This window comes from Parerythrobacter aurantius (assembly GCF_045291475.1).
GTDB lineage: Bacteria > Pseudomonadota > Alphaproteobacteria > Sphingomonadales > Sphingomonadaceae > Parerythrobacter > Parerythrobacter aurantius.
Map to the genome: position 1 here is coordinate 2332346 of NZ_CP147985.1, position 16971 is coordinate 2349316.

14 protein-coding genes are annotated in these 16971 nt (G+C 65.9%); 8 read left to right on the forward strand and 6 right to left on the reverse strand.

The window, feature by feature from the left end; genetic code table 11:
• Positions 1 to 7: 7 nt before the first annotated feature.
• The 3 genes from WAB17_RS11620 (at position 8) to WAB17_RS11630 (ending at position 2729) form a co-directional block, all read left to right on the forward strand.
• Positions 8 to 784 carry a type III pantothenate kinase gene (locus tag WAB17_RS11620; RefSeq protein WP_435417509.1) on the forward strand — a complete coding sequence of 259 codons (777 nt, stop codon included), beginning with the start codon at positions 8 to 10 and terminating at the stop codon, positions 782 to 784.
• Positions 785 to 863: 79 nt separating this feature from the next.
• Entirely contained in the window at positions 864 to 2444 is a 1581-nt protein-coding gene (locus tag WAB17_RS11625; protein WP_435419380.1) for a ribonuclease J, read from the forward strand.
• Between the two features lie 3 nt (positions 2445 to 2447).
• Entirely contained in the window at positions 2448 to 2729 is a 282-nt protein-coding gene (locus WAB17_RS11630) for a DUF1467 family protein (RefSeq protein WP_435417510.1), read from the forward strand.
• Positions 2730 to 2731: 2 nt separating this feature from the next.
• On the opposite strand, the gene WAB17_RS11635 is transcribed toward WAB17_RS11630, so the two are convergent.
• Entirely contained in the window at positions 2732 to 5371 is a 2640-nt protein-coding gene (locus WAB17_RS11635; protein WP_435417511.1) for an ATPase, read from the reverse strand.
• Positions 5372 to 5441: 70 nt separating this feature from the next.
• Between WAB17_RS11635 and WAB17_RS11640 the strand changes: the two genes are divergently transcribed.
• From WAB17_RS11640 to WAB17_RS11655, 4 genes are all read left to right on the forward strand, one after another.
• Positions 5442 to 5741 carry an Hpt domain-containing protein gene (locus tag WAB17_RS11640; RefSeq protein WP_435417512.1) on the forward strand — a complete coding sequence of 100 codons (300 nt, stop codon included), beginning with the start codon at positions 5442 to 5444 and terminating at the stop codon, positions 5739 to 5741.
• Positions 5742 to 5823: 82 nt separating this feature from the next.
• The gene (locus WAB17_RS11645) at positions 5824 to 6999 is read left to right on the forward strand and encodes a hypothetical protein (RefSeq protein WP_435417513.1); all 1176 of its coding nucleotides are present in this window, start codon (positions 5824 to 5826) and stop codon (positions 6997 to 6999) included.
• A 23-nt stretch (positions 7000 to 7022) separates the two neighbouring features.
• Positions 7023 to 8000, forward strand: coding sequence for a hypothetical protein (locus tag WAB17_RS11650; RefSeq protein WP_435417514.1), 978 nt, complete (start codon positions 7023 to 7025; stop codon positions 7998 to 8000).
• Positions 8001 to 8003: 3 nt separating this feature from the next.
• Complete coding sequence (locus WAB17_RS11655; RefSeq protein WP_435417515.1) at positions 8004 to 9386, forward strand: sensor histidine kinase; 1383 nt, start codon at positions 8004 to 8006, stop codon at positions 9384 to 9386.
• A gap of 36 nt (positions 9387 to 9422) precedes the next feature.
• Here WAB17_RS11655 and WAB17_RS11660 read toward each other — a convergent pair whose 3' ends face one another.
• A complete protein-coding gene (locus tag WAB17_RS11660) occupies positions 9423 to 10709 on the reverse strand; it encodes a citrate synthase (protein WP_435417516.1) in 1287 nt (428 codons plus the stop codon).
• A gap of 35 nt (positions 10710 to 10744) precedes the next feature.
• On the reverse strand, positions 10745 to 12172 hold the full coding sequence (gene gltX, locus WAB17_RS11665; RefSeq protein ID WP_435417517.1) for a glutamate--tRNA ligase: 1428 nt from the start codon (positions 12170 to 12172) through the stop codon (positions 10745 to 10747).
• 29 nt (positions 12173 to 12201) lie between these two features.
• Between gltX and WAB17_RS11670 the strand changes: the two genes are divergently transcribed.
• A complete protein-coding gene (locus tag WAB17_RS11670; protein ID WP_435417518.1) occupies positions 12202 to 14451 on the forward strand; it encodes a ComEC/Rec2 family competence protein in 2250 nt (749 codons plus the stop codon).
• A gap of 56 nt (positions 14452 to 14507) precedes the next feature.
• On the opposite strand, the gene lexA is transcribed toward WAB17_RS11670, so the two are convergent.
• From lexA to moaC, 3 genes are all read right to left on the reverse strand, one after another.
• Positions 14508 to 15185, reverse strand: coding sequence for a transcriptional repressor LexA (lexA, locus tag WAB17_RS11675; protein WP_435417519.1), 678 nt, complete (start codon positions 15183 to 15185; stop codon positions 14508 to 14510).
• A 93-nt stretch (positions 15186 to 15278) separates the two neighbouring features.
• A complete protein-coding gene (locus WAB17_RS11680) occupies positions 15279 to 16460 on the reverse strand; it encodes a molybdopterin molybdotransferase MoeA (protein WP_435417520.1) in 1182 nt (393 codons plus the stop codon).
• Positions 16457 to 16927: a cyclic pyranopterin monophosphate synthase MoaC gene (gene moaC, locus WAB17_RS11685; protein ID WP_435417521.1), complete on the reverse strand. Its 471-nt coding sequence runs from the start codon at positions 16925 to 16927 to the stop codon at positions 16457 to 16459. Before moaC ends, WAB17_RS11680 begins: the two co-directional genes overlap by 4 nt.
• Positions 16928 to 16971 lie beyond the last annotated feature (44 nt).

Here is a 16971-nt window from a genome sequence, read left to right on the forward strand (position 1 = left end):
GCCGACCATGCTGCTCGCCATCGACGCCGGGAACACCAATGTCGTCTTCGCCTTGTTTGAGGGGCGGGATATCCGTGCCCGTTGGCGCATCGCAACTGACCCGCGCCGCACGGGCGACGAATATGCCGTCTGGCTTTTGCAGCTGCTCTCGATCGAGGGCGTCGCGAAGAGCGACATCACCAAGATCATCGTCGGCTCGGTGGTGCCGCGCGCCGTCCACAATCTCACCGTGCTGTGCGAGAAGTACTTCGGGGTCGAACCGCTGATCTCGGGGCAGGGCAAGGCCGAGTGGGGCATCGTCGTGGACGTCGACCAGCCCAACTCGCTTGGCGCCGACCGTGCCCTCAACACGATTGCCGCCCACGCCAAGTACGAAGGCGACCTGATCGTCATCGACTTCGGCACGGCCACGACCTTCGACGCGGTCGATTTCACCGGTGCCTACAAGGGCGGGATTATCGCGCCAGGGATCAACCTCTCGCTCGACGCCCTTGTCAGCAACACCGCCAAGCTTCCCCGTATCGCCATAGAAAGCCCGGAAAGCGACAGCGTGATCGGGCGCAATACCGAAAGCCAGATGCTGATCGGCGTGTTTTGGGGCTATGTCGCCATGATGGAAGGGCTCATCGCCCGGATGCGCAAGGAGATCGGCCGCCCGGCCAAGGTCATCGCCACCGGCGGGCTGGCGATCCTGTTCGACAAGCACACCGATATCTTCGATGCAGTCGATCCCGACCTCACTCTTGAAGGCCTCGCCATCCTCGCCGAGCGCGCGGCAAACTGAACGGACCCACGTGAAGAACGACTACACCCCCGAAGACGAACTGCTTTTCCTCGCCCTTGGCGGTTCCGCCGAGATCGGCATGAACGTCAATCTCTACGGCTGCCAGGGCAAATGGCTGATGGTCGACCTCGGCATGACCTTCGGCGCCAACGAATACCCGGGTACCGAACTGGTGTTCGCCGATCTCGATTTCATCGAGGAACGGTCCGACAACCTCGTCGGTGTAGTGCTGACCCATGCGCACGAGGACCACATCGGCGCGGTGCCCTATTTCGCCGCGGACCTCGGCGTGCCGCTCTATGCAACGCCCTTCACGGCCGAGCTGGTCCGGCGCAAGCTGGAGGAGGCCGGTTTGCTCGATGACGTCGAGGTTATCGTGATAGAGGAAGACCACGGCCAGATAGAGATTGGTCCGTTTACGATAACCTATCTGCCGCTCGCGCATTCGATCGCCGAGGGCAATGCGCTGCTGATCGACACGCCCCATGGCCGCGTGTTCCACACCGGCGACTGGAAGTTCGACGAGGATCCGATCATAGGCGAGCCGACCACCGAGGAGGAGCTGCGCGAGATCGGCGATGGCGGTGTACTGGCGCTGGTGTGCGACAGCACCAATGTCTTCAACCCGAACGCAAGCGGTTCCGAAGGCGCTGTCTTCAAGGGGCTGCTGGACGAAGTGGGCAAGTGGAGCGGGCGGCGCGTGCTGGTCACCACCTTCGCTTCCAACGTCGCGCGCCTGCAGACGCTGGGCGAGGTCGCGAAGGCGACAGGGCGCGAGCTTTGCGTGGCCGGGCGCTCGCTCGACCGCATCATCGAAGTGGCCAAGCAGTCCGGCTATCTGGAGGACTTCCCGCCGCTGGTCGACTGGGACACGGCGATGGGCCTGCCGCGCGGACAGGTGCTGATCCTCGCCACCGGGGGGCAGGGCGAACCGCGGGCGGCGCTGGCCCGCATTGCCGAGGAGAACCACCCGCTCGAACTGTCGAGCGGCGACGTTGTGCTGTTCTCCAGCCGCCAGATTCCCGGCAACGAGCTGAGCATCGGCGTGATCCAGAACCGGCTCGCCGCGCGCGGGATCGTGATGGTGACCGACCGGCAGAGCATGATCCACGTTTCGGGCCATCCGGGACGGCCGGAACTCGCCGCGCTGTACGAATGGCTGCGGCCCGAGATTCTCGTGCCGGTGCACGGCGAAATCCGCCATATGCAGGAACAGGCCCGCTTCGGGAAAGAGAACGGCATTCCGCACAACATCTTCCAGGCCAATGGCGATATTGTCCGCCTGGCGCCCGCAACGCCCGGCCGGGTTGCCCAGGTGCATACCGGCAGGCTCGTCCTCGATGGCGACATCATCGTCCCGGCCGATGGCGAGAGCATCGTCATGCGGCGGCGGCTGGCGCACAACGGGGTCGTAATGGTGCTGCTCGATGCGAAGGGTCGCCCGCAAGTGGAAGGTCTCGGCCTTCCGCTCGATGAGGACTACGCAGCTTTCGTCGAGGAAGCGCAGGCCGACATCGTCGATGCGCTGAAGAAACTGCGCGGCAAGGACGCCGGCAGCCGCGAGGCGATCATCGAAGCGGCGCGGCTCGCGGCGCGGCGTGCGGCGACCCGCTGGTCCGGCAAGAAGCCGCAGGTCAAGGTCATGCTGGCGGAGGCATAGGCGATGGCGTGGACATCCATTCTGGCGATCTACTTCCTGTTCTGGGTGCTGTGCGCCTTCATCCTGCTGCCGTTCGGCGTGAAGACAGCCGATGAACTGGGCGTCGAAAAGGTGCCGGGCCAGGCCGAGAGTGCCCCGGCGAATTTCCGTCCGGGGCGGGTAGCCCTGCGGGCTACGGTGGTCGCGGCGGTCCTGACGACGCTCTGGGTTCTCAACTGGGAATACCAATGGGTCGGCGTGGACCTGCTCGACGTGTTCGGTATGCTCGATCAGGAGCGCCGTTGAAGCTACTCCGTCCGCAGTCGCTCGATCGCCTGCGCCAGCGCCACGTAGAGCTTGCCCATGTCGCTGCTCAGCAGCGTCACCCCGATGGCATTGCCGTCGCGGGTCGAAAGCATGGTCCGCAGCATGGCTTCGAAATCGTGGATGTAGCGGCTGACATGGTCACGGAAATCGGTGTCCGCATCGTATAGTTCGGCGATCTCGCGTGCCTCGGTGTTCGACAGCAGGCTGACGGCGCGCCGGGTGAAGATCCCGCGATCGCCGCGCAGGTAGCTGGCCCAGGCGGTATCGGTGACGTCGGTGGAAAGCGACTTGGCGATATCAATGGCATTGGAATTGAGCGCTTCGGTGATGAGGGCCACGCGGCGCGCGAAATCGTTGTCGACCTGCTCCTGTGCCCTTTCGCGCGCACGCTGAACCCGGTTTTCGAGGTTCCCGGCCAGTTCGTTCACGAGCGCAAGCTGGTCGCGAAGCTGGATGGCAGCCTCGCGGGCGGCGCCGGTCGAGCGCGCCGTGGCGGCATCGAGCTCGGCCATGGCCCCTGTCGAGGATTCGCGAACCGCCCGATCGATCGATTCCGCCGCCCGGACCCCGATACCGTCGGCAATACGCTCGATCGTGCCGCTGCTTTCCTGTTCGGCGAGCGCGAGCGCGTCCCGCACTTTCCCTTCCAGCACGGCGATGGCGGCGCGGAGGTTTTCTTGCGATGCCGCGCTCACCCGCTGTCCGTCTTCCTCGAGAGTCCCCAGCGCCTGTCGCAGGCTGTCGATGCCGGCGCCGTATTCCTCGCCCAAGGCCCTGAGCTGTTGCAGCAGTTCCCCGTTCCGGCGCTGGAGGGTCTCGCCGCTTTCGTTCGCGGCAATGACATAGCCCGAAATCGCTTCCGACTGGCCGACACCCTCGGCCAGCATGAGCCCGAGGCTTTCGGTCGATCGGCGCGCCGCATCGAGCCGCTGTTCGGCGGCTCCGATGGCCGCCGGCAGGTCGGTCTTGCTGTGCTGGACGCTCGCCTGGATCAGTTCGAGCAGACGGACGCAGGCTTCGGTCATTTCGGCAACGACGCCCTGGGATGCAGCGATATCGGCCCGGCTCGTGGCGAGATCCTTCGCCATTGCCAGCGTGGTATCGAGCAAGCCTTGCTGCGCCGTGCGGCTCTCGGCGAGCAGGCTTTCGATCTGCCCGGTCAGCTCGCCGACCTGGCGCGAGACCTCCTGCGTCGCATCGCCGAGGCTGCGGGCCTGGGCAATCTGTTCGGCCCGGCGGTTGTCGAGCTCTGCGTCGATTGCCGCGAGTTGCTGGCGCAGCGCCTCGAGCGACTGTTCCTCGTCGGCGGCGAAGCGGGCGCGGCGTTCGTCCAGCTCGCTCTGGAACTGCTGGCTGCGGTCTGCGATCGATGCGGCAACCCGCGTCGCCTCCTCGTTGAGGACCTGCAGCTTGCGCCCGGCGTTGGCGATGGCCTGGTCGTCGATGGTCCGGATTTGTTCGACCGCTTCCCCGAGCCTCTGCCGCATCCCGTCGATCTGGGCCAGCCAGAGCGCCTTGGCTTCGTCCTCGCCTTCCCGGATGGCACGGGCAATGGTCTCGCTTTCGTTGCGAAGTGCGGAAAGCCGCGCCCGCATCGATTTGAGGGCTTCCTCCTCCTGCTCGTCCAGCGCGCCGCGGGTTTCCCCCAGCTCCTGCGCCAGCTGCTCGGCGCGTCGCCGCAGGGCGGCAAGGCTTTCGACCTCGCGGCTGTCCAGCTCGCCGCGAAATTCCTCGCTCCGTTCGCGCAGCAGAGCGAAGCGCCCCGCCGTGATCTCTTCCATTTTCGCCGCTTGGGCGTCGAAGGCTGCGAGCGTCGCTGCAACCTGGTCGCTGAGCGCGGTGACTTGCCGCTCGCTCGCAGCGCCGAACTCGTTGAGCCGACCGAAACCGCTGACCAGCCGTTCGATCTGGCCCTCCGCCACACCCCCGGCACTGCCGATCTGGTTGGCGACATCACGCGCGGAATTGGCAATGACAGGCAGGTCGCTGCGTAGCTTGTCCATGTTCTCCATGGCCGTCACGCTGACCGCCGCGATCTGCTCGACCTGGGCTGAATTGCCTCGCACCAGAGATTGCAGCCGGTCGGCATGTTCGCTCAACCTTTCGCTGGCGATGCGGCCGAGCGATTCCAGCTCCAGCCCCTGCGAAGCGAGGAATTCGCGCGCGAGGCTCAATTCGCGGTTCACTGTGACGAGCCGTTGTTCGAGCCGCCGGGACTCGGTGGAAAGTGCGGCGGCTGCTTCCGCATAGCGTCGCGCGGCCGCAGTGCTGTTGCGCTGCACGAGCAGCCAGATGCCGATCACCACCAGCACGGGCAGGGCCCAGCGACCTACCAGTTCGACGGCGCCCGTGGGGGTCGGCGGCAGTTGTCCTCCGCCGAAACTCGCCCAGAGGAAGAACGCGGACCAGGCTGCGATAAGGCCGAGCAACCCGGCCGGGACCAGCCAGCCGAAGTCGCGCCGCACCGGTTCGACATCCCAGTCCGCGTCCCAGGATTCCTCAAGCAGGAGGGCGTCATCGACCGGGCCGTCGGAGCCGGATCCGGGAACTCCGGCCTCTGTGGTGATGGTGCTGTCGCCACCCGAAGCGCCGACTGCTCTGATATGATGACCCCCGCTCATTCGTGGAATCTATCACTTTTCGCAGGCGATTAAACCCCGCTTTAACCGTATCGGGTCCAGTTGAGGCCTTATGGCGTTCGAATACGGTGCCTTTTCTGCAACACTGGCGGCAGCGGCGGGAGACGATCCTTCGCTGCGTGCCGAGTTGCGTCTCGCCTTTCGCGAAAGCCTTGCCCAGCAAGTCGATCTCCTGGCCCGCGCCCGTTGCGACGGTAACTGGCTGGTCGCGGCGCAGCGCCTCAAGGGGCTCGGTGCGAGCTTCCATGCAGAGCCGCTGATGGACCTGGCCGAAGAAGCCATATCGAGCGCACCGGGCGACCCGGTGGTGCTGCGCAAGCTCGGCAGTTTCGTCGCCAAGTTCGACGAATAGACTCGCGCACGGGGCGGGCAGTGAAGTCATCGCCCCGTGCCGCTTGGCAAGACCGGGGCGTCGCCCTATCGCCAGCCCCGCAATGGGATCAGATACCGCTCCAAGGACAGCTCTGCTCGCGCTCGGGCCAGCGACCGGAATGTGCGCCAGCCGCCGTGTCGTCGCCGGGGCTTCGGCCGTGGAGCGCCAGGTCGATGCCGCGCTGGCTTTGGGGTGCAGCAGGATATGGCTCTACACTGCCGAGCAGGATGGGCTCGCCCTGCGTGTGCAACGTCTCGCGGAAGATGGCGGCGCGCAGTTTCGCCTGATCCATCGCGGTAGGCAGATACTCGGCAGCCTGCGGCAGCAGGACGAGCTCGTGGTTTTCGGCGAAGGCGTCCTGCCTGGCGCTGGCGAGGCCCTCGAACACTTGCGGCACGGTCCGGCCGTTTTGACCGTTCAAGCCTCGACCGGTGTTCCGGCGGGGCTCGAGCGGCTCGACAGGGAATGGTGCTGGGCGGGTGCGTCGGTCTTGCCGGGACGGGTGATCGAGCGTCTCGACGCTCTCGACGACGATATCGAACCGGTTTCTGCCCTGCTGCGTGCAGCGCGCGCAGCGCGCGTGCCGGAGCGGGCGTTACCCGACGAGTGGCTGGCGAACGGGCTATGGTCCGTAGATGCTGCGCATCCGCCGGCAAGCGTAGCGGGACGAATTCCCGAAGACGCGACGCCGGTCGAGCGGGGCTTCGTATTTCCTGTCGCGCGGTTTATGGTCGGAAGGCCGGGCCTCGCCCTTGCGGCACTTACGGCCGGATTCCTGGCGCTGGCCGGAGGGCTGGCCGCCCTGGCGCTCGACCGGCCACCTGTCGCCTTGTTACTGGCCGCTGCGGCAAGCCTGATGGCAAGGCTGTGGCTGGCAGCCGATGCCCAATCCGACCCGCGCGTTTTCTCGCGCGCGCCGACAGGGCTAGGGAAAACCGCCTTGCCCCTGGCGGGGGATATCTTGGGAGGGCTGGCCCTGGTGCTGGGCCTTTTGCCGCAATTCGGCTGGGCGGTGACGCTGTACGTTGCCGGCATGACTGGCGCCACATGGGTTCTCGCTTCGCTGGGGCGTGGGCCCGCGACGCGGTTCTTCCGCGATCGGGAGTTGCTGTGGTGCGCAACGGGTATTGCAGGGCTGGCCGGTGCCTGGCTGGCCGGCCCGGCGGTGGCGGGGGGGCTGTCCCTCGGGGGAATTTTGCTTAACATGCGCAACCGGGCAGCAATAACGGGCGCTTAACTATAGCGCGTTATGGGTGGCCGATGATCGAGGCTGCAATGACCAACGCTGACACACCTGTCTCCGCCGAGGCGCCCGTCGAGGCCGTATTGCGCGATGAACTCGCGCGGGGTGATGTCGTGCTCGGGACAATCGGGCCGATTCTCGGCCATCTCATCGCCAATCACGACCATTCGCTGTTCAGCGACGAGATCGTCGCGCGTATCCGGGGCATGGTCAACGGCATTGCCCGCCAGATGCTGGAAATCCAGGCCGCGGCGCAGGACGAGGGCGACGTGCACGGCTTTGCCGAACGCAACAGCACAGAGCTCGCGGACATGATTGCGGGCCATCCGCAGTTCCTTACCCACTGCCACAGCCTGGCGCTCGAATGCCAGCTTGCGGAACGGCTGCGCTCGCGCAATGCGATCGATCCGGTTCTGTCGCCGCTGATGCAGTCGCTCGTCGCCTCCGACGATGCCACGACGGCCGCTCTGGCTATGCAGGCACTCGCCTCGCAGGCGCGTTTCATCCAGCGCCAGAAGCGGATGCAGTTGCCCCTGACCGAGTTGCCGGCGGACCTGTTCCACCATGCGCTGACCAGCTGGCGCAGCTACGCCGGAGGGCTCGACCCGTCGGTCATTTCGCGGGTGGAGACACGCTTCCGGCGCGATTTCGACGAGAGCGCCAGCCGGCTGGGCCTGCTGTCCCGGCTGGTGGAAGGTATGGGCGGCGCGGCGCGCGCGGCCCTGTCGGTATCGCACGCGGGCGTTGCGCTGTTCCTGACCGCGCTCGCTTCCGCCTCGCAACAGGATCGCGATGTCGTCGCCCTGGCGACCAACGACCGGCAGCTGGCACGGCTGGCGCTGGCCCTGCGCAGCTCCGGCCTCAATCCGCGCGAGGTGGAGGAGCAGTTTGTCTATCTCCATCCGGAGATTTCTCTACCCGAAGGATTCTCGCAGCTGCGAGCGGACCGCGCCCGCGACATGCTCGCGGCGGCAGGCGGGTTCCGATCGGCCTGATCCGTGAGCCGCGCCACCGACCCCCACGTCGCCAAAGCCCGGACCGACGCAGACGACCGGCTGGTCGAGGCGGACGATCCACTGGCGGCCCTGCAGCGCAAATGCGGCGGCACGTTGCCCGGGGCGATCGCGATCCACGAACTTCGCCAGCTGGTGCGCAAGTCGCGGACCATGAACCTGCGGCTCGCGCGGACCATTCGCGCCTTCGACGGGCACGACCGCATTACTGCATGGGTCGAAGTCGTGCCCTACGAAGGGCGCACCGAAAGCGGCTGCTCCATTACCGTGGCGACCTGGCAGGTCAGCGCCCCTGCACAAGCAGGCGAGGATGACGCTTCCGCCCGCCGCGACGCGATCGACAACGCCCTGGCGGAACTCCACGCCCGGCTCGACCCGCTGCAGCGCATCCTGACGGTCGATACCGAAGCGGAAGACCTCCAGCCCCTGATCCGGCGGATCGAGGCACAGCCCCTGCGGCCATGGACGGACTTCGTGGAACTGCCGGGCACGCTGCATGCGCAGCCTTTGCACTGGCGCCTGCTCGACCAGTCCCGTTGCACGGTCGAGGGCAGCCCGCGCCAGTGGACCGCGCGCCTCATTCCCATCGGCGAGCCGGTGCCGGGCAGCGAGGGGTTCGAGCTCTACCTCGTCGCCAACCGTGCCTGGGCCAAGCGCGGTGACCGGCGCAAGACCGAAAACCGGGAAGTGCAGGCGCGCCTAGGGCGCGACCTGTCGCCGGTCTTGCGGCAACCGATTTCGCGCATCATCGCCAATGCCGAAACCATCCGGACCAAGCTGGCCGGGCCGCTGGCCGACGAATACAGCGATTATGCGGCGGACATAGCGGCCGCCGGCCAGCATCTGCTGTCCCTGATCGACGACCTCGCCGACCTCGAAGTGATCGAGGCGGACGGATTTTCCACCGCACCCGACCGGATCGACCTCGCCGATGTCGTGCGCCAGGCAGCCGGCATTCTCGGCGTCACCGCGCAAGAAAAGCGGATCGTGATAGAAGTGCCCGGCAAGGACAGGACATGCCCTGCCATCGGCGAATTCCGCCGCGTCCTGCAGGTGCTGCTGAACCTCATCGGCAATGCCATCCGGTATTCGCCCGAAGGCTCGCGCATCCGGGTGGAACTGGCCCGCAACGGCAAGGTCGCCGGTGCGCGGGTCATCGACCAAGGGCCGGGCATCGACCCGACGCATCATGCGGCGATATTCGAGAAGTTCGAACGGCTCGGCCGTGGCGGGGACGGCGGATCGGGTCTTGGCCTCTATATCTCCCGCCGACTGGCCAAGGCGATGGGCGGCGACCTGAAGGTCAAGAGCGTGCCCGGCAAAGGCGCCGTTTTCACCCTGACGTTGCCGGTCGACGATACGAAATAGGGCCGGTTCGCTTGCGCGGTCCGGCCCCTTTCGATCTCAGCGCTGGCTGATGGGAACGTAATCCCGCTCGGTCGGGCCGGTGTAGAGCTGGCGCGGGCGGCCGATGACCTGGCCGGGGTCGCTGATCATTTCGTTCCACTGCGCCACCCAGCCCACGGTGCGAGCCAATGCGAACAGCGCGGTGAACATGGTGGTCGGGAAGCCGATCGCAGAAAGGATCACGCCCGAATAGAAATCGACGTTGGGGAACAGCTTCTTCTCGATGAAGTAGTCGTCCTTGAGCGCCAATTCCTCGAGACGCAGCGCGGTCTCGAACAGCGGGTCGTTGACATTGAGCGCCTCGAACACTTCGCGCACGGTCTTTTGCATCACCGTCGCGCGGGGATCGTAGTTCTTGTAGACGCGGTGCCCGAAGCCCATCAGTCGGAACGGATCGTTCTTGTCCTTCGCACGCTCGATATAATGCGGGATCTTGTCGGGCGTGCCGATCTCGCGAAGCATGTTGAGCGCTGCCTCGTTGGCACCGCCGTGCGCCGGACCCCACAGACAGGCAATGCCAGCCGCGATGCAGGCGAACGGGTTCGCACCCGACGACCCGGCGAGCCGTACCGTCGAGGTCGAGGCGTTCTGTTCGTGATCGGCATGGAGGATGAAGATCCGGTCCATTGCCTTCTCGACCGCCGGAATCACCTCGTACGGCTCGGCCGGGACGCCGAAGGTCATGCGCAGGAAATTGCCGGTGTAGGACAGCGAATTGTCGGGGTAGAGGAACGGCTGGCCGACCGAATACTTGTACGCCATCGCCGCAATCGTCGGCATCTTGGCGATGAGCCGGTGACTGGCGATCTTGCGCTGTTCGGGATCGGCGATGTCGGTGCTGTCGTGATAGAACGCGCTCAGCGCGCCGACGACACCGCACATGATGGCCATCGGGTGCGCGTCGCGGCGGAACCCGCGATAGAAGGTCGACAGCTGTTCGTGCAGCATCGTGTGCCGGCTGATGGTGTAGCTGAAGTCGTCGAGTTCTGCCTGGCTCGGCAATTCGCCGTTGAGCAGCAGGTAGCTGACTTCCATGAAGCTGGAATGTTCGGCCAGCTGGCCGATCGGATACCCGCGGTGCAGCAGGATGCCTTCGTCACCGTCGATATAGGTCAGCGCGCTTTCGCAGCTACCGGTGGACTTGTAGCCCGGATCGTAGGTGAAGGCCCCGGTCGCCCCGTAGAGCTTGCGGATATCGATCACGTCGGGACCGGTGCTGCCCTTCAGGACCGGGAATTCATGCGTCGTGCCGCCGAACTCGAGCTTCGCGGTTGTGTCTGCCACAGTGGTACTCCTTAACTTCAAATCCGGTCGTGAACTCAGCCGTTTGGCGTCGCCTGCGCGTCGATTCGCGCCAGGGACTCCTCTCTGCCAAGCAGGACGAGCACATCGAAAATCCCGGGGGACGTGGTGGTCCCCGTCAAAGCTGCACGCATGGGCTGCGCCAGCTTGCCCAGCCCCAGTTCAAGGCGCTCGGCGAGCGCCTTCGTAGTGGCTTCGAGGGCTTCGATTGTCCAGTTGTTTTCAGCATGCAACGCCGCTGATATCTTGCCCAAAATTGCGCGTCCCTCGGCATCGAGCAAGGCGGCGGCCTTCTCGGTCATGTCCAGCGGCCGCTTGGCGAATAGGAAGCGGGCCCCTTCGGCCAGTTCGTTGACATCCTTGGCGCGGACCTTGAGCTCGGGCATCGCCCTGGTCAGAAAGGCAACATCCGCATCCTCGCCGAGCTTTTCGGCAACCAGACCGGCAAGCCGGGCATTGTCGGCTTCGCGGATATAGTGCCCGTTTAGGTTGAGCAGCTTCTTGGTATCGAAGCGCGAAGGGCTCTTGCCGACGCCTTCAAGCGTGAACACCTCCGCGGCTTCTTCCTTCGTGAACTCCTCGCGATCGCCGTATCCCCAGCCAAGGCGGAGGAGATAGTTGAACAAAGCCTCGGGCAGCACACCCATCTCGTCGCGGTAGCTTTCGACGCCGACAGCGCCGTGGCGCTTCGACAGCTTCGCGCCATCGGGGCCGTGGATCAGCGGCACATGGGCGTAGACCGGGTCCGGCCACTTACCTTCAATCTGGTTCATCGCGCGAATGATCGGCAGCTGGCGGAAGGCGTTATTAAGGTGGTCGTCGCCGCGAATGATGTGGGTCACTCCCATGTCGTGGTCGTCCACCACCACGGCCAACATGTAGGTCGGCGTGCCATCGGCGCGTAACAACACGTAGTCGTCGATTTCCTCGTTGCGGACCGTAACTTTGCCCTGGACGGCATCGTCGATTACCGTCTCGCCTTCGTTGGGGGTCTTGAGCCGGATGACATAGGGCGCCCCGTCGGGCGCTTCGGAAGGATCGCGGTCGCGCCACCGGCCGTCATAGCGTTGTGGCAGCTTGCGGGTGCGCTGGTCCTCGCGCATCGCCTCCAGCTCCTCGGGCGTGGCGAAGCACTTGTAGGCATGTCCCGCAGCCAGCAACTGGCGCGCGACATCGGCGTGGCGCTCTGCGCGGTCGGACTGGAACAGCGGCGGCGCGTCGAAATCCAGCTCCAGCCAAGCAAGCCCCTCGATGATCTTGTCGATCGCGTCCTGGGTGCTTCGCTTGCGATCGGTATCCTCGATCCGCAACAGGACCTTGCCGCCATGATGGCGGGCGAACAGCCAGTTGAACAGCGCGGTACGCGCGCCGCCGAGGTGGAGATAGCCTGTCGGCGACGGCGCGAAGCGGGTAACTACCTGCGAAGCGCCAGTATTGCTTGCCATCTTGCGTGGCTTCCTTTCCTAGTCCTGCCATGGCGACCCGCATGACACCGGCAGTTCCGCTTGCGGGAGACACAACGGACGCACGTTCCCGGTCGGGCCATGTTGCATTGCAGCAGGGCCCTTGGCACCCGCGCTGGCGCTTGTCCAGCGGCGCGGCACGGCTCGAGCGCGCACTGGGGGACGCAGGCTTCGACCGGGCGCCTTGGATCGTCGTCGCAATGGCCGGGGGGATAGCGCTCTGGTTCCTCCTGCCCGGACCGTTCGCCTGGGTCGGGGCCATAGTTACAGGAGGTCTCGTCGCGCTGGCCGGGGCCCTGCTGCTCTGCGCAGACCTGCGGCCCAATCTCGCCCTGGCGCTGTTGGCGATCGGCCTGGCGACCGGATTCGGGACCGGCCTTGTCTGGGCCCGCTCGGCAATGGTCGGGGCGGAGCCCATCGCGGCGCCGACGGTGCAGTGGTACGAGGGCCGGGTGCTGGACCGGGAAGAACAGCCGGCGGAGGACCGCGTCAGGCTGGTCCTCGCCATACGCGATGCAGAGAGCGGACTGGCGCAGAAAGTGCGGGTCAACGTCGCTCTGGAGGAAGCGTCGCCAGAGCTGCGCGAAGGCGCAGTGGTGCGGCTGCGGGCACGTCTGATGCCGCCGGCCCCGCCGATGGTTCCAGGGGCTTACAATTTCGCCCGCAAGGCGTGGTTCGACGGCCTGGCGGCAACCGGCTCTGCAATCGGCGAGGTAGAGCTGGTTTCGGTCGCGCCGTCCGCGGCGGGCATGACCGCGGTCCAGCGGGCGCTGTCGGCGCATGTGCGCGAGCGGCTCGAAGGTTCGGCGGGGGCCATCGCAGCCGCCTTTGCCAGCGGCGACCGCGGTGCGATCGGCGAAGCGGACGAGGCGGCGATGCGCGATGCGGGGCTGACGCATCTCCTTTCGATCAGCGGGCTCCATGTCAGCGCGATCATTGCGGCGGCATATGTCCTGGCCATGCGGTTGCTGGCCCTGTGGCCGTGGCTAGCCTTGCGTGTCAGGCTGCCGCTAATGGCCGCGACGGTCGGCGCATTGGCGGGCGTCGGATACACGCTGCTGACCGGGGCCGAAGTTCCCACGGTACGGAGCTGCGCGGCCGCAGTGCTGGTTCTCATCGCACTGGCACTCGGGCGAGAGCCCCTGTCGCTGCGCATGGTGGCGGTGGCGGCCGGCTTCGTCCTGTTGCTGTGGCCCGAATCGCTCATTGGCCCGAGCTTCCAGATGTCGTTCTGCGCCGTGCTGGCGATCGTCGCCCTGCACAATGCCGCACCCGTCCAGCGTTTCCTTGCCGCGCGGGAAGAGGGCGTTTCCGCCCGCGTCGGGCGGCGATTTGCCATACTGCTGCTGACGGGGCTGGTGATCGAAATCGCGCTGATGCCGATCGTGCTGTTCCATTTCCACAGGGCAGGGATTTATGGCGCGCTCGCCAATGTGGTGGCGATCCCGCTTGTGACGTTCGCCTCGATGCCGTTGATTGCGCTGGCGCTCACGTTCGATCTCGTCGGGGCGGGCGCTCCGTTCTGGTGGCTGGCGGGGCAATCGCTCGACCTGCTGCTGGGTATCGCGCATCTCGTGTCAGAGCAGCCGGGCGCGGTTCGCTTGATGCCGCAAATGGGGGCGGGGACGCTGGCGCTGTTCGTTGCGGGCGGGCTGTGGCTGGCCCTGTGGCGCGGGCGAACGCGGCTGTGGGGCCTGCTTCCCGCTGCCTTAGGAGCAGTGATGCTGTCCTTGACCCCCACGCCGGACGTGCTGGTGTCGGGCGACGGTCGGCATGTCGGCATTGTCGAGGACGGCCGGTTGATCACCCTGCGCGAGGCGCGTTCGGACTATGCCAGGGACAACCTGCTGGAACTGGCCGGGATCAGGGGCGAGCCGGTCGCGATCGACGACTGGCCGGGCGCAGAGTGCAGTCGCGATTTCTGTGTCATTTCGCTCGAGCGGGCAGGGCGACAGCACCATGTCCTCATGGCGCGCAGCCGCGAGCGGATCGAGGAGCGGGCACTGGCGGCCGCATGCGAGCGGGCGGATATCGTGATTGCCGATCGTTGGCTGCCGCGATCGTGCCGGCCCGGCTGGCTCAAGGTTGATCGCAAGTTCCTCGGCCAGTCGGGCGGGCTAGCGCTGTTCCTGGAAGACGGGCGTTTTACGAGCGTGGCGCAGGCCGAGGGGCAACATGGCTGGTGGAAGCCGGAAGAGCCGCGTTCCTACAGGCGACGCGAACCTGAAGCAGTGCAGGAGAAAGTGGGGGAGCGGCGGTGAGGCGGGCGAGCCTCGCTGCGGGGACAGGACCGCTCCCCTCGGGGTAACTCAGAAACTCAATGATAGCGGCGCAGGAGCCCGGCGAGCTTGCCCTGCACCTCGACCTGGTGCGGCTCGTACACTTGCGGCGCGTATGCGCCATTGGCCGGATCGAGCACGATCTTGCCGTTCTCGCGGCGCAGGTATTTGAGCGTCGCTTCCTCATTGTTGACCAGCGCCACCACGATTTCGCCGTCCCGGGCGGTGCTGGTGCTGCGCACGAGGGCATAGTCGCCATCGAAAATCCCGGCCTCGATCATCGAGTCGCCGGACACTTCCAGGGCATAGTGATCGCCCGGGCCGAGCAGTGCGGCAGGCACCGGCATCGATGTCTGCCCCTCGAGCGCCTCGATCGGGACGCCGGCGGCGATCCTGCCGTGAAGCGGAATCTCGATGATATCGTTGGCGGGCTGCGGTGCGGCCTTTGGTGCGGCCATGCGGGTGACGACATCCTTGGCAGGCTTGCCGCCACCTACCGCATCCTCGGGTTGCTTGAGCACTTCCAGCGCGCGGGCGCGGTTGGGCAGGCGGCGGATGAAACCGCGTTCCTCGAGCGCGGAAATCAGCCGGTGGACACCCGACTTGCTCTTGAGGTCAAGCGCTTCCTTCATCTCCTCGAACGAGGGGGAAATTCCCGTTTCCTCCAGCTTCTGCTGGATGAAGCGGATCAGTTCGTGCTGCTTTGCGGTCAGCATGTCCTTTGGCTCCCTGTAGCCTGTTCCATTTCCGTGCGCCGATGCGAACGAATGCGGAACAATTAGGCAACGCGATTCGCCAAGTCAAGCAATTCAGGGATTTTCCAACAGGTAGCACGGAACAGGCGTTCCCGCTTTGGTCGGGGGAGTGTTCGCCGGGCGGTCGATCAGCACGTCCGATCGGGCGAGGGTGAGCAAAGCGCTGCTATCCCGCTGGAGAGCAGGGACGACGCCTGTCGCGTGGAGCGAACCACGCAGGAACTCACGTCGCGCGCCGCCTTCCGGGCAGTCCTCGGCAAGCGGGAGCATGATCGGTAGCGGCAGACAGTCATTCGCTCCGAGCAAACGCCGCAGGGCGGGCAGCATGAACAGGAAGCCTGTGACGAAGGCCGAGACGGGATTGCCTGGAAGGCCCAGGATCAGTTGCTGCCCCCACCGCGCCACCAACAGCGGCTTGCCCGGTCGCATGGCGACCTTCCAGAAGCCAATTTCGGCCCCGACCGCCTCTAGCGCAGGTTTGGCGAGGTCGTGGTCGCCAACCGAGGCACCGCCGGTCAGGATCAGCAAGTCGGCATCAGCATGGGCCTCCAGGGCAGCGATGATCGCATCCAGCCGGTCGGGCAGGGGAGCGCTTTGGGTGATGGAGCACGGCAAGCTCGCCGCAAGCGCTCCGAGCATCGCGCCATTGCTGGCAGGGATTTGGTGCAGCGCGCAAGTGGTTGGGTCGGTGGCTAACTCGTCACCGCTATCAAAGATGGCGACGCAGGGCTTGCGATGGACGGATATCTCGGCGTGTCCGGCAGAGCGGATAAGCGCCATTTGCGCGGGGCCAATGCGGGTTCCGGCAGGGAGGAGGTGGTCGCCCGGAGCGAACTCGAAACCCCTGCGTCGGATGTGCTTGCCGAGCGGTGGCTCCTCGGTCGCAGTGACCTGAACACCCACAACCTCGGCCTCCTCCTGAATCAGGATCCGGTCCGCGCCTTCGGGCAGGATCGCGCCAGTCGAGATCCGCACGCACTCGCCGGGCGCAATCGTGCCGCCGAAGGGCTCGCCGCAGCGGCTTTCGCCGAGCTTTTGCCACGGTCCCGGGCCGGCCACGGCATAGCCGTCCATCGCCGAAAGATCGGCCGGGGGCTGGGTCCGCCTGGCTTTCAGCGGTTGTGCCAGATAGCGACCGATAGCGTGCTCGACTGGCAGCTCTTCGACCGGCATCGGCGCGAGCAGCGCCAGCATCTGAAACTGCGCTTCCTCGACAGAGAGCATCGCCCGGATCATTCCGCCAGCCAGTGCCCCGATTTGCCGCCGCGCTTTTTCAGCAGGCGAACACCGTCGATGACCATGCCCTTGTCCAGCGCCTTGGCCATGTCATAGATCGTGAGGAGTGCCACGGAAGCCGCTGTCATTGCTTCCATTTCCACCCCGGTCTTGCCCGTCAGCGAGGCAGTCGCGCTGACTGCGATGCCGCCTTCGACATAGTCAAACGCCACTTCGACCGAGGTCAGTGCGAGAGGATGGCACAGCGGGATCAATTCGGCGGTCTTCTTGGCCGCCATGATTCCGGCAATGCGTGCGGCGGAGAGCACGTCACCCTTAGGCGCGTCCCCGGCCTTGATCGCGGCCAGTGCTTCGTTACTCATCCGGATCACTCCGCCCGCGCGGGCCATGCGCTGCGTTTCCGCCTTGCCGCCGACATCGACCATATGCGCTGCGCCGGCCTCGTCGAGATGGGTCAGTCGGGTCACTGAGAGCCCTCCGCTAACCCGTTGAAATACCGTCGCGTGTTACA